This window comes from Streptomyces sp. NPDC001156 (assembly GCF_053598275.1).
In genome coordinates this window covers 1-12,592 of sequence record NZ_JBSFJX010000057.1, presented here as the reverse complement: position 1 = coordinate 12,592, position 12,592 = coordinate 1, and the positions used below count along the sequence as shown (strand labels likewise).

Genomic DNA, 12,592 nt, shown 5'->3' with positions numbered 1-12,592 from the left:
GTCCTCCCGCCGGCGGCGGTCACTGACTCTCCGGCTCGTGCTTCTGGTCGACGATGTCGAGGACGGCCATCATGCCGCTGTCCTTGTGGCTGAGGATGCCGCAGTGCAGGACTGTCTTTCCGGGGAAGTCGGCGAAGCGGACCCGGACGACGATGTTGCCCTGCGCGGGGACATTCACCGTGTCGTACCAGCCGTGGGTCGGGTCGTAGGGCTTCCCGTTGACGCTCATCAACTGCAGGCCGTTGGTGTGGAGGTGGAAGGACTGGTCCTCCTCCGTGGCATTGCGGATGTTCCACTCCTCGACGGTGCCGAGTACGGCGGTGAAGTCGGTCCTCTGCGGGTCGTACGTCCGGCCGTTGATGAAGTACTGCGAGCCCCAGTAGTTCTCCGTGAAGACCATGGTCTTGCGGTCCGCGATCGTCGCGTCGGACAGGTCCTCGTGTGGGGCGAAGTCGGTCGGGATGGCGGCCGGAGTCGTGCTCGGGCCGCTGGTGACGACGGTGGCCAGGTTCGCCTGGGGGAACTTGTACCCGGCGGACCCGGTGTCGTACGAGAGGGTCTCCAGTTGGGTGGTACCGGTGTTGCCGCCCTGGACGAGGACATCGAACCGGGCGCCGGCGGGCATGAGCAGGGTGTCCTGGGAGTAGACCTTGATGACGGGGATACCGTCCTGGGCGAGCACATGGAATCTGGTGCCGTTGAGATGGACCTTGTAGTAGATGTTGGCGCCGATGTTGGCCAGACGCCACAGCTGGGTCTCGCCGGGCCGGATGCTGATCACGGGGTTCTGCTGGCCATTGACGGTGCGGTTGGTGGGCGCGCCGATGCTCAGGGGACGGGTCTTGATCGAGTCGCCCTGGATCTGGTTGTCCTTCAGCGCGATCGTGTGCTCGGTGATGTCGCGCAGTGACGGCGGCAGGTACCGCTGGAGCCCGTCGACGATGATGACGCCCGACTCTCCGCCGGCGACCTGGGCGGTGGACCGCAGGTCGGCCTGCGAGTGGTACCAGTAGGTCCCCATGGGCTGACTGCGCGGAATCCAGTACTTGTAGTGGTACGACTGCTTGTACTTGATGGCGGTGAACATGTCGTCGGCGGGGGCGGTCGGTGACACGTGCAGGCCGTGCAGATGCAGCCTCGTGCTCTCGTCGACGTTGTTGGTCATGGTGATGTCGATGTGGTCACCGGGCCGCACCCGCAACGTGGGCGGCATGTACGCCCCGTTGTACGTGGTCGCGTACAACTGACGGTCGCCGACCTGGACCTTGTGCCGTTCCACCTTGATGGTGGTCTTGAGCAGGCCGTCGCGGCTGACCACTTCCGGGGGGTCCTGCAGAGCCGGACCCTGGCCGGTGTCCGCGCCGCTCTCCTTGGGCCCGGTCTGATGATGGCCGTGCTCGGCCGGGTCTGGGCCCGCGCAGCCGGCCAGCACGGCGGTGGCGAGGACCAGGCCGGCAACCAGCCAGGTCAGCGGAGAACGACGAGTAGTAGGCCTGGTCACATCTCTCCCCAGGGAAGCTGCGCCGGGCGGGCGAGGCCCGGTTGCGGAGTCACGACGACCGCCGACGGTCCGTCCTCCGGAGCCTAGGGCGACGGAGGACCACAGCCGGCTGGTGCGCGACCCGGGGCGGCGGCATCCGCTCAAACGGCAGTACGCCGAGCACCTGAATGGGTGTGTCCGATCGGCGGCCCCGTGCGCGAGCGGGCGGCCGATCGGCGGCACTCGTCGCGTCGGCGCGGGCCGTGCTGCCGACCGCTCGTGCGGTACGGCACGGAGGACCCCGCGGGGACGTGCACCGTACTCGTCGTCACTTCGCGCGCGGAAGCCGGGCTCGGAAGACCGCTCCCTCGCCGGGGTCACCCCCGACGGTGAGCGAGCCGCCGTGCCGCAGCACCACGTCCCGGGCGATGGCCAGTCCGAGCCCGGCACCGCCTGCATCGCGGCTTCGGGCCTCGTCCAGGCGGACGAACCGCTCGAAGACCAGCTCCCGGTCCTCCGGAGCGACCCCGGTACCGTCGTCCGCGACGGTGAGGACGATGTCGTCGCCCTCGACGGCCGAGGTCACCAACACCGCACCCTTCGCGTGCCGTTGGGCATTGTCCAGGAGATTGGCGAGGACGCGGACGAGCTGCGTCCTGCTCCCGGTCACCGCGAGCGACTCGCCCTCCAGCGTCACGGCGGGGGCGAACCGGTCCGTCGCCGCTCGCGCGGCCACCTCCTCCCGCACCAGGTCCGCGAGGTCGACACGCGCGTGGGCCGGACTCTCCCCGGCGTCCAGCCGGGCGAGGAGCAGCAGATCGGTGGCCAGGTGCTGCAGGCGTACGACGTCCTGGACGAGGTCGTGGGTGTCCAGCAGCTCCGGGTGCGCGTCGGCGACCTCCAGTTGGGTGCGCAAGTTGGCGATGGGGCTGCGCAGTTCGTGGGAGGCGTCGGCGATGAAGCGGTGCTGCCGCTCCACCGAACTCTCCAGGGCGGCCAGTGTCTGGTTGGTGGTGCGGGCCAGCCGGGCGATCTCGTCCCCCGACCGGGGATCGGGCACCCTGCGGGACAGGTCGCCGCTCCCCGTGATCTCCGCCATCTCGGCGCGGATACCCTCCACCGGCCTCAGCGCGTGCCGGGTGACCAGCCAGGTCACGATCGCCACCACGGCGAGCAGGAACGGCAGACCGGTCAGCAGTGACTTCGTGACCTGGTCAAGGGTGGCTTGCTCCTCCTCCAGGGAGACCCCCGCATAGACGGTGTAGGTGCGGCCGTCGTAGGTCGTGCCCTGTACGGCGGCGAAGCTGTAGTCGTGGGTCGCGCCGGCCACGGTGGCCCGGATCGTGCGCCGCTGCACGTCGGTGCCGACCTTGCCGCGCGGAGGGCTGCTGGTGGCTCCGCCGTGGTCGTCGCCGGTCGGCTCCTCGGTCTTCCCGTCCGGCGTGGCGGAGCCGTCGTCGCTGCCGCCCCGGCCTCGGCGCCCGTGGTCGTCCACGGGGACCACGGTCCGGGCGATCCCGCCGCGGACGGGGACGTACACGGCGGCGAGCACGCTCCCCGGAACGCCCGCACTGGTATTCGCGTGCGTGGCCCTGCCGGTCACGCCCGCCGTCCCGGACGCCGACGGGGAAGGCGGTAGGAATGCCGCTCCCGACCCCGACGGGGAGAGCGGTGCGGACGCCGGTGCCGTAGGAGTGGAGGAGGCGGTGGACGCGGGCGCTGCGGAGCTGTCCACAGCCGGGGCGTAGTCGGCGACGGGGGCACGGCCCGCGAGGGCGGCACCGGCACCCAGCACGTTTCCGGCCGAGTCGACGACCTGGACCACACGTCCGTCCTCGGGCAGGTCCAGCCGGTCGAACCGGCCGTTCAGCGCGTCCTGGGAACCGGCCACCGTACGGGCGGTGACCTCGGCCTCCAGGCCGGCCCGTCCGGTGAGGTTGTGCCGGAGCACCGTGACCACGCCGAAGCCCGCCACGACCAGCGCGAGGCAGACCACCGCGGTGGCCGCGAGCGCCGCGCGCGCCCGGACCGACGCCAGCGGTCTAGACATCGCGTCCCCCTTCGGCCTGAAGGCGGTATCCGGCGCCGCGCACGGTCTTGATGGAGCGGCGTCCGAAGGGGACGTCGATCTTGCGGCGGAGCGCGCTCACGTAGACCTCGACGATGTTCGGGTCGCCGTCGTAGGCGAAGTCCCAGACGTGCGTGAGGATGTCCGCCTTCGAGACCACCTCACCGGCGTGCCGCGCGAGGTGTTCCAGTACCGCGAACTCCTTGGTGGTCAGGGTGACTTCCTCCCCGTCACGGGTCACGCGCCGGGCTCCGGGATCGAGATGCAGGCCGCCGACGCGCAGGACCGGGGAGCCGGTACGGGCGCGGCGGCGCAGCAGGGCGCGTATGCGGGCCTGGAGGACGATGTAGGAGAACGGTTTCGTCAGGTAGTCGTCCGCGCCGGTGTCCAGGCCCTCCGCCTCGTCGTATTCGCCGTCCTTGGCGGTCAGCATCAGGATGGGCGTGTCGTCGCCCTCGTCCCGGAGCGAGGCGCAGACCCGGTAGCCGTTCATGCCGGGGAGCATGATGTCGAGCACGATCAGGTCGTACTCCTGCTCACGGGCCAAGTGCAGCCCGTCGACACCGTCATGGGCCACGTCCACGGCGAAGCCCTCGGCGGCCAGTCCGCGCGCGAGGGCGGTGGCGAGGCGTCGTTCGTCCTCGACTATCAGCAGGCGCATGCCGTCAGGGTGTCAGAACCTTCCTGAAGCCGGGTTCAGGAAGGTTCAGCCTGGCTTCAGGATGCGTGGAGCACGGTGGTTCCCGTCCGACTGAACACGTCGGGCGGGCTCCGCGGACCGGCCGCGGAGCGAAGGAAGGGACACGTCATGAGCATCTTCCGGCTCACCGGCCGCCGTCGTACCGTCGCAGCCGTGTTCGTCGCGGCGGCCGTGATCGGCGCAGGCGCCGTCACCGCCGCGGCCGTCACCTCACCACCCGGCCACCAGGCCCCCGGCCCGGCCGCCTCGTCGGCGCACCACCAGCGGCACGGCACGGACGACCGGGGCCACTCCGGCTCGGACGACCGGGGCTCGGACGACCACGGCCGTCACTCGGGCACGGACGACGGCGCCCGCAACGGCCGGGACGACTCCCGGACCGCATCGCCGCCCCAGGGCACGCCGGGCGCCGCCGTGGCGGACCGGCCGCACGCCGACGACCACCCGACCGCGCATCACGGCGGCTCCGGCGACCGGAGCCCCGAGGTTCGGCACCACGCGGACGACCCGGCGGGCGACGACCGCGGCGGTGTGCGGGGTCGCGGCGTGGACGACCCGATTGGTGACGACCACCATGGGCGTGCCTCGCACGACGGCGGGGACGACCACCACGGCGGCGGCTCGCACGGCGGCCGCGACGACCGCTGACGCTCCGGACGACGAAGTCGACAGGCCGACAGGCCGACAGATCGACAAAGCTCGGCCGTCTGGCGGTCGGCAGATCGGTGAGATCGGCAGCCGGGCCCGTCCCGTGGGTCAGTTGACCCGCAGGGCGGGCTGTCCGGCTGTCCGGCGAACGGGCACAGGCAGACGCGAGACCGACCGGGGCGGGCCGAGGCCGTGCGGGTCGCCACCGTGGCAGCCACGGGCCGCGGCCGGTGGGACTCCCCGGGCAGGGCCACCCACCCCCAGCCCCTGCCCGGGGACCGCCGCCCGGAGTGCCGACGGCGGTCCGGACTCCGCCAGGTGAGGACCGCGGGAAGCACCTGTGAAGGCGGCCGTGAAAGATCTCCGCCAAGCGGCCACGAAGTGGGACGGCTCGCATGGGGTTGCGACCCCCGCACATGAGAAATGGTCGGATGTGAGAGCGTGAGTCGAGTGAGTGAGACGACTGCCGCACCCCTGCAATACCGCTTTGACGGGCCAGAAGACGCCCCGGTCCTGATCTTGGGGCCGTCGCTCGGGACAACATGGCACATGTCATAAGGGCAGTTCAGGGGAGTTGTTGAGCGTCCGTGGCGTCCACTGAGTCCAGGTCAGAGCGCGCGAGTCGCCTGCCTCTCGTCGCGTCTGTGAGACGTTCGTGAGACGGCGGTGAGCCCTCCGCGGCGGCCACGGACGTCGCAAGGCCCCGGCTGATAGAGGTTTCCGGTCCTCTACCCTCCGGGGCCTTACTACTATCGACGATAGTAGAAGGGTTAACAGACCGCTAGGTTTGTTCCTGGCATATTCGCGCCACCTAGCGAACTGCGCCGCCACGTCGAGGCCAGCGGACACACTGCTGACCGCGGCACGCAAAAGCCCAAGGCCGTGAAATTACGGTTGCGCAGGTGGTGGCAAGGGGTTTAGAACGGCGTTGTTACCCAAGACGGATCGTTGGGAGCTCCGCGGTCCGGTCACCTAGGCTGGCGGGGTAGCCCTCGGGGAGAAACACCAGGTCAGAGGTGACCTGCCACGAAGTCGGCCACTTGGGTGCCGAGTTGCTGGCCGGCGCGGTTGTCGAGGGAGGTGTGCTGGCCGGACCAGATCCGGCTGAGCCACGCTTCGGTGGCGGCGTCCTGAAAGCCGGCAAAGGTTCGCGTGACGCCCTTCGACGTCACCGCCAGATGATGCTGCGCCCCGTAGAACCCGGCGAGCGTCGTTGCGGCCGCCTGGCTGAGGGCGCCGTGAGCTCCGGGATAGGACGGATCCGGGGCGGTCGGCAGCAGTGGGGTCCAGTTGGGATCGCCGATGATGCCAGGGTTGTAGCTACCGCCGAGCCGGATGGCGGTCACGGGCCGCCAGACGCGGTAGGCGTACTTGGCGTCGTACATCGCGATCGCGGTGTCGGCGAGGGACAGGTCGAGCCGGGCGAAGACCTTCACCGCCTCCTCCAGGCTCGCGTTCTGGGAGGTGACAAGGTCCTGCGCGACCTCGTTCCAGACGTTCCAGACGGGCGCCGCCGCCCAGAACTTCGCGGCCGCGGTCTGATCGGGGGTGCGGGTGGTACTGGTCTTGCTCCCCAGGCTCTTGACCTCGTTCAAGGCGGCGGCGTACGCGGCGGTGCTCACGGCCGGCGGCGCTGCCGGGCGGAACTGGCGTCCGCTGGCCAGCACGAAGGGCTTGACCGAGCCCCAGTTGGTGAACACCGGTGCCGGGAAGTCGGGAGGGGTGGGCCGGTAGTCACCGGCCTTGTCGCCAGGGCGGAACCGCGGCGGCTTCGCCGAGGACCCGTCATGGGACCGCAGGCTGATCAGTTGGCGGGCGACCGCTGCTCCCACACCAATGCCCGCCTGCTTGCCCGGGCCATTGGGAATCGCGGACAACTGACTGCTCAGCCGCTGGTCCACGCCTGCGCGCTTGGCCGGGTACAGGGCGACCAGCACATCGTGGGCTGCCTGGTCCGCTGCGGCATCCGCACGAGCGCCTCGCGGCGCGGACACCGAGAACTCGTAGGCGGGGCCGGCCCGGGTGATCGATACCACCGCGTCGTACTCGGCAGCCTGGAGGAGCGCGAAGCTGCGCGTAGGGTGGACGGTGGACGGCTGCGCCTTCGGATCGCTGAGGATGGTGATGAGCTCGCGGTTCCACTCCACGACCGACGTCCCCGACCTCGTGGTGGTGGTGCGCAGGGCCGGCGAGTGAGGGGCGGTGGACCCGAAGGCCGGGCTGGTGAGTCCGGCTGCCAGCGCGGTTCCGGTCAGTATGGCGAGTGTTTTCTGCTTTCCACCCATGCTCTGTGACTCCTTGTCGCTGGTGGCGGGCTGCGGCGCCGGTGGTCATGCATGTCGCCCATTTGGGCCACGGCGGACCACACGGTCAGCGGACACCACGGATCGAGCGGGGAGGCCCGCAGCGCGTGCCGCAAAGAAGTACTCCGGACACCTGCTCCGGAGCAGGACGGGGATTGCGAAGCCGGTTCCCGTCCAACTGATGCCTGTGCTGCGCCGGTCGTTGAAGAATCACGACTGGACTCACCGGGATACCGGCTCGTGAGGCGGCACGCGTCACCCACACCAACGTTTCGGAGGGCTGACCGGGCGCGCATGGTCCTGCAACCCGATCACCTCGTTACGTCATCAAGGTCGCTTGCCAGATACAGCCTGCAAGGACCCGATCCCCGCCGCAACTCCGGCATTGTGGTCATCTGCTCGCGTTGGGTACGGCGGTAGCCGACGCGGACCCTGCCTTCGCGTGCTGACAATGGCGTGTTCTGGAAATGGCATGTTGTCGCGCCGGGTGAGGTCGTACGCGAGCAGCCCGCTGCGACGAACGGCGAGCCCCGAATTCGCTACACTCGACCCGGACGGGGCTACGCCTCGGCTGAGCTTCCACCGGGTTCCCGAGCCGAAGTCGGTGAAGAACCGGCTGCGCGTCGACCGCCGCACCTACAAGGCCACCATCAGCATCGACATCCTCTCGACAGAGGCAATCAGCCCGTAACTTCACGGCCTTGCGCAAAAGCCCGCCCCGCCGGAGGTTTCCGGTCCTCCGACAGGACGGGCGATCAGGGGGCGCATCGTTGCAACGCTCAACTTGGCGACCTCTGATCAGAAGTTCTTACCTGGACAGGTAAATCTCGCGATCAAGATCACGCAATTGTTGGTCGGCTGCCAGGGCGGGCCCGCCCCGCCGCGGTTTCCGGACCGCAGCAGGACGGGAGTCTGGTGGGGCCGTCAGCGACGGCGCGTGCCCTTGCAGCGGGCGTGGATACGGCCAGCTCCGGTCGCACCGTCGGAGGGGCTGCCGTGGTCGTACGGCAGCGATGCCTCGTCGCGGATCGGCTGGTCGCAGACCAGGCACATGGCCACCCCGGTCAGCGCCTCGTAGTGGTCGCAGACGGCGTGCAGCGCACGTGCCAGGCGGCGGGCGTGAGCGATAGCGCCGCCCGGTACCGGGCTCGGCGACTCCCTGAGCCTCTGGCGGGCCTCGCCCAGGCACGCGAGTGCGCAGTACCGGGGAATGTCGTTGCTCGGCATCCGCGACGCGGCTGCCTCGACCTCCGGAATGAGCAACTCCAGGTGCCCGCGCAGTAGGAGGGTCAGCGCCTCGAGTTCGGCGCCCTCGGGCGCCGGGCTCTCATCGGGTGGAAGCAGCCGGCAGATCGTGGCGCGCATCGTCACGACGTCCACCGGATGGGTGTCGCTCGCAGTCTTTGGGGCCGTATGGTTCGGCACGTCGGCGCTCCCTCTCAGCGTTGAGCGTTGGCCACACCCGGGGGCGGTCACGCGGTCGCCGGGTTCGACTCACTCCAGGCCATGTCCGTTTCACTGACTTCGCCTGCTGTTGTGAGTAGCGTTTCCTCTACGGGCCGTCAGGCACAGCAGCACAGCGTCCGCTCCAGTCCGCACGCCTGCGGACACCGCGGACAAGGGAGCACCCCTCATGCACCGAGAGACCTTCGGCCAGGCATTACGGCGCCTCCGCGGCAGCCGCTCCGTCCGCGACGTCGCCCAACTCGCCAGCTGCGGAAAGAGCTACGTCTCCGACCTCGAAAACGGCAAGCGATGGCCCACCCCCGAGATCGCCGCCGCCCTCGACCAGGCCCTCGGCGCTGATGGAGAACTCACCGCCCTCGCCGAGGCCCGGCCCGGAGAGAGCACACTCGGCAAGGCAGACGCCCTCCAGCGCGGCCTCAACGAATCACTCGCGGCCGGCCCCATGACGGACGCCAGCCTCGACGAATGGGCCTACACCGTCGGCATGTACGGGCGGGCCACCCGCTACCGGCCGGAATCCGAGCTCCTGGCCGATCTGGTGGATGACTTCAACGACTTACGGTTCGTCATGTCCCACCGCCACACCACGCCGACGCGTAAGAAGCTGAACATCGCCGCCGCGCAGATGTGCGGACTCATGGCGCTCACCCTCCTCAAACTGGGCGACGACCGGGCCCGCTCCTGGTGGCGCACCGGCCGAGCCGCAGCAGCTGCAGCCGACGACCGTGCCACCCTCGCCTGGATCTACGCGCAAGAGGCCTACCAGCTGTACTACGGCGGCGACCTCTACGGTGCCGTCGAACTGGCCTGCCGCGCCCAGCAGCTCGCCGGAGGGCTCCCGTGCGTCGGAGCCGCCCTCGCCGCACCCCTCGAAGCCCGCGCGCACGCCCAACTCGGCGCCCCCGAGCCGAGCACCGCGGCCCTCGCCGCGGCCGAGACGGCCCTGGACCGCCTGCCCGCCGAGGAACGCATCGGGTCCGCCTTCGGGTACAGCGAGAGCCAGCTCCGTTTCCATGCAGGGAACGCGTGGACGCACCTCAGCGAGACTGCCCGAGCTGCTGCAGAGCACGCCCGCGCGCTCGAGTTGTACCCCGCGTCTGACCGTATGGACATCGCTCTCGTCCGTCTCGACCAGGCCATGTGCCGCGCCCTCGACGGCGACCCCGTCGGCGCCGCAGCCAGCGCAACGCAGACCATCCTCGGCCTGCCCCAGCAGCACCGCTCCGCGCTGATCATCTACCGGGCCCGAGAGGTTGCCGCTAAGGTGCCGGAGGCACGGGCGGTGTCAGAAGTGCGGGTGTTGCGTGAGGCGTTGGCGCTGCCCGCTGGTGAAAGGGGCGGCAGTGAGGATCCAGGCGGCGACTGAGGCGGACACCGAGCTCCTGGCCCAGCTGCTCGGCGAAGTCGAGGCCTACTACGGAGGTCCCGACACCCCAGCCGATCCGCACCAGATTCGCGCCGCCCTCTTCGGCGACTGCCCGGTCGCGACCGTCCTCATCGCCCGCGACGGCGACGACGTCCTCGGCTTCGCCTCCTACAGCTTCCTCTGGCCCGCCGCCGGCGCCGACACCTCCATCTATCTGAAAGAGCTGTTCGTGAGGGAGCAGCACCGGCGCGGCGGTGTCGCTAGGCAGCTGATGGAGGCCGTCCGAGACGCGGGCCGGGCCGCCGGCTGCTCGCGTCTTGAGTGGACGGCGGACGCCGACAACCCTCTGGCGCTCGACTTCTACATGGCGCTGGGCGTCGAGCCGCGTGAGGACAAGCCCTTCTACCGCGCTGCCCTGTAGCCGGAGCAGGCCCCGCTGTCAGTGGCCGCCAGTACGCTTGTCCCATGTCCCCCGAGCCTGCGAGCCCTGGTTCCGCACGGTCCGCTGCGGCTGTGAACGAAGACATCCGCCAGCTGCTCCGCCGGGCCTTCGCCCGGCCCCTCACCGACGAAGAACGCACCGAATACCAGCTGCTCGTCACGCAGTGGGCGGCCGCGATCCGGGCCGAGACGGACATCGTCGAGGCGGCGTGAGCCGCCCCGGGTCCCGCCGTCCGACGGCCGCTGAGGCGGGCGCAGCACAGCTCTGATCGTTCAAGCCCGGCCACCGCCGGGACCCCGGGACTCCGCTCTTGAGGGCGCGCGCTGGCCAGTCACGCGCGGGATGCCCCGACCACGAGGAAACGCATGGCGTGTCGTTCCGTCCGGCTGCGGCTGAGCGCGCCGAGATGACGACCGCCGCATAGGATCCATGTGTGGTGCACAGTTTCGATGAACTCGTAGAGATTCAGCGAGCAGCCGACCAGGCACACAACCGGGTCGAGGAGCTCCGCGACAGCTACGGGCCGCCCACCGCCAGCCAGTGGACGGAAGAGCAGACCCAGACCTGGGAGACCGCCTGGCGTGCGTGGCGGGACCTCGCCCGCGACGTCCAGACCGCCGTCACAGAGCACGCGCAGGAGCAGGGCGAGTCCCGCCAAGAGGTCGAGGCCGCACTCCGGAAGGCCGCACGGCACGCGGACGAGGGCTGACCCAGCAAAAGTCCGAGGTCAGCGCTACGACTCCCCAATCCAGCTCGCCAGCAGCTCACCCGTCTCAGTGTCGACGAGGACGACGCGGGCACCAGGGCGGCCGTGCTTGCCGACGATCCCCCTGAACTGATCGACCGCCGTGCTCTCGCGCCACCACCAGCCGTCCATCACCCGACGGTCATCCAGGGCGAGGGTGAGGTGATAGCGGCCCGCGTCATCCACGAGCGGCACCTCTCCTCTCCCGGGGCGACATCGGCGTAGCTGGTTCGGACAGTACGCCCGGCGTGTGGCCGCGGCACAGATCGACCCACCGGGGCCCGCTCCCCATATCGATCACCCAGGCGGTGAGGCAGATGCCGCCGCAGAGCGTGCACCCGGGCATGAGCGCGATGCGGTCCCTGACCTCCGCCCACGTAGGGAGAGGCGGTGCAGGATCGAGCCGGCTGACGTCGACGCCGCGGCGTTGCAACAGCCCGTCCACGTCCATGGCGTCTCCTCCTGTTGCCGGAGATGGCAGGGGAATCCTACGCCGTAATATCGAACACGTGAACGATCTCTCGCCGTCCAGACTCGACCTGCTGCACTTCGCACGCCGCGTCGTCGTGCAGCAGGCGACCGCAGCCCTCGTGCAAATCGACGGATGGATCGCGGCCGAAGAACAGCGGGAAGCGGCCCGCCAGCGCGCCGAGGAGATGCGGCCACCCTCGCCCGACTGGATCATCGAGCAGGGTCTCAACCGGGAGTCGCCACCCGTCTACGTTCACATCGGCGGATGCTGGAGCATCGGGAAACGCCACCGCGGCATCAACCGCGAGCAGGCCCGAAGGGCTCTCGCCGAGGGCGTCGACCCGTGCCCGCACTGTCGGCCGGACAGCGAGCTGGGCGTACTCGACTAGGGTCTGTTGCGAAAGTGGATCAAGGTCGTAGATGATCAGCGGTCGTGGGACGTGGTGATCTGGCGGGCGGCCAGTGGGAGCGACTGGAGCCGCTGCTGCCGGTGGGCAAGAAGCCGGGGCGTCCGCGGACCTGGACCCATCGGCAGCTGATCGATGGCATACCGACTACGCACCTCTCCGACCCGACCTCATCGTCTCCTTCCACGACCTGTGCCTCGTGAGAGCCGACGAGGAGTGGTTCATGGGCCAGCTCGACACCGACGGATCAGTCGTTTGCTGGACCTCTTGCGGCCCTGACCTGGGGGAAGCCATCCGCGGGTTGTGACCTGTCAGGGAGCTGCCCTGACTACCTGTTTCTGAACCCGGAAGCTGCAGGTCAACCGGATAGTGTCCGAACGCGAAGTTCGTGGAAGGGTTCGCCGAACGGTCACCGTGACCGCTCGGCGAACGGAACTCGTGGGGTCCATGGGGCCCGTGGTTCTCCGGGGCACGGTCTCCGTGGAAACCGTGCCC

13 protein-coding genes are annotated in these 12,592 nt (G+C 69.7%); 7 read left to right on the top strand and 6 right to left on the bottom strand.

Features of this window, described 5'->3' with window-relative positions; translation table 11 throughout:
- Positions 1–19: 19 nt before the first annotated feature.
- The 3 genes from ACWDA7_RS25140 to ACWDA7_RS25130 form a co-directional block, all read right to left on the bottom strand.
- On the bottom strand, positions 20–1,501 hold the full coding sequence (locus ACWDA7_RS25140) for a multicopper oxidase family protein (protein WP_450606446.1): 1,482 nt from the start codon (positions 1,499–1,501) through the stop codon (positions 20–22).
- Between the two features lie 307 nt (positions 1,502–1,808).
- The gene (locus ACWDA7_RS25135) at positions 1,809–2,975 is read right to left on the bottom strand and encodes a sensor histidine kinase (protein WP_450606474.1); all 1,167 of its coding nucleotides are present in this window, start codon (positions 2,973–2,975) and stop codon (positions 1,809–1,811) included.
- 547 nt (positions 2,976–3,522) lie between these two features.
- Complete coding sequence (locus tag ACWDA7_RS25130) at positions 3,523–4,209, bottom strand: response regulator transcription factor (RefSeq protein WP_450606445.1); 687 nt, start codon at positions 4,207–4,209, stop codon at positions 3,523–3,525.
- 147 nt (positions 4,210–4,356) lie between these two features.
- Here ACWDA7_RS25130 and ACWDA7_RS25125 point away from each other — a divergent pair, with 147 nt between their 5' ends.
- Entirely contained in the window at positions 4,357–4,896 is a 540-nt protein-coding gene (locus ACWDA7_RS25125) for a hypothetical protein (protein ID WP_450606444.1), read from the top strand.
- 1,010 nt (positions 4,897–5,906) lie between these two features.
- On the opposite strand, the gene ACWDA7_RS25120 is transcribed toward ACWDA7_RS25125, so the two are convergent.
- Positions 5,907–7,181 carry a vanadium-dependent haloperoxidase gene (locus ACWDA7_RS25120; RefSeq protein WP_450606443.1) on the bottom strand — a complete coding sequence of 425 codons (1,275 nt, stop codon included), beginning with the start codon at positions 7,179–7,181 and terminating at the stop codon, positions 5,907–5,909.
- Between the two features lie 490 nt (positions 7,182–7,671).
- Here ACWDA7_RS25120 and ACWDA7_RS25115 point away from each other — a divergent pair, with 490 nt between their 5' ends.
- Positions 7,672–7,890: a hypothetical protein gene (locus tag ACWDA7_RS25115; RefSeq protein WP_450606442.1), complete on the top strand. Its 219-nt coding sequence runs from the start codon at positions 7,672–7,674 to the stop codon at positions 7,888–7,890.
- A 233-nt stretch (positions 7,891–8,123) separates the two neighbouring features.
- Here the strand turns inward: ACWDA7_RS25115 and ACWDA7_RS25110 are convergent, their stop codons facing one another.
- A complete protein-coding gene (locus ACWDA7_RS25110) occupies positions 8,124–8,624 on the bottom strand; it encodes a DUF6415 family natural product biosynthesis protein (protein ID WP_450606441.1) in 501 nt (166 codons plus the stop codon).
- A gap of 208 nt (positions 8,625–8,832) precedes the next feature.
- Here ACWDA7_RS25110 and ACWDA7_RS25105 point away from each other — a divergent pair, with 208 nt between their 5' ends.
- The 4 genes from ACWDA7_RS25105 (at position 8,833) to ACWDA7_RS25090 (ending at position 11,183) form a co-directional block, all read left to right on the top strand.
- On the top strand, positions 8,833–10,032 hold the full coding sequence (locus ACWDA7_RS25105; RefSeq protein ID WP_450606440.1) for a helix-turn-helix domain-containing protein: 1,200 nt from the start codon (positions 8,833–8,835) through the stop codon (positions 10,030–10,032).
- A complete protein-coding gene (locus ACWDA7_RS25100) occupies positions 10,010–10,453 on the top strand; it encodes an N-acetyltransferase family protein (protein ID WP_450606439.1) in 444 nt (147 codons plus the stop codon). The genes ACWDA7_RS25105 and ACWDA7_RS25100 overlap by 23 nt, the downstream gene beginning before the upstream one ends.
- A 92-nt stretch (positions 10,454–10,545) precedes the next feature.
- Entirely contained in the window at positions 10,546–10,686 is a 141-nt protein-coding gene (locus ACWDA7_RS25095; RefSeq protein WP_450606438.1) for a hypothetical protein, read from the top strand.
- 221 nt (positions 10,687–10,907) lie between these two features.
- Positions 10,908–11,183: a hypothetical protein gene (locus ACWDA7_RS25090; protein ID WP_450606437.1), complete on the top strand. Its 276-nt coding sequence runs from the start codon at positions 10,908–10,910 to the stop codon at positions 11,181–11,183.
- A 24-nt stretch (positions 11,184–11,207) separates the two neighbouring features.
- Here the strand turns inward: ACWDA7_RS25090 and ACWDA7_RS25085 are convergent, their stop codons facing one another.
- Positions 11,208–11,414: a hypothetical protein gene (locus tag ACWDA7_RS25085; RefSeq protein WP_450606436.1), complete on the bottom strand. Its 207-nt coding sequence runs from the start codon at positions 11,412–11,414 to the stop codon at positions 11,208–11,210.
- 314 nt (positions 11,415–11,728) lie between these two features.
- On the opposite strand from ACWDA7_RS25085, the gene ACWDA7_RS25080 reads away from it, so the two are divergent.
- The gene (locus tag ACWDA7_RS25080; RefSeq protein WP_450606435.1) at positions 11,729–12,079 is read left to right on the top strand and encodes a DUF6233 domain-containing protein; all 351 of its coding nucleotides are present in this window, start codon (positions 11,729–11,731) and stop codon (positions 12,077–12,079) included.
- Positions 12,080–12,592: the final 513 nt, after the last annotated feature.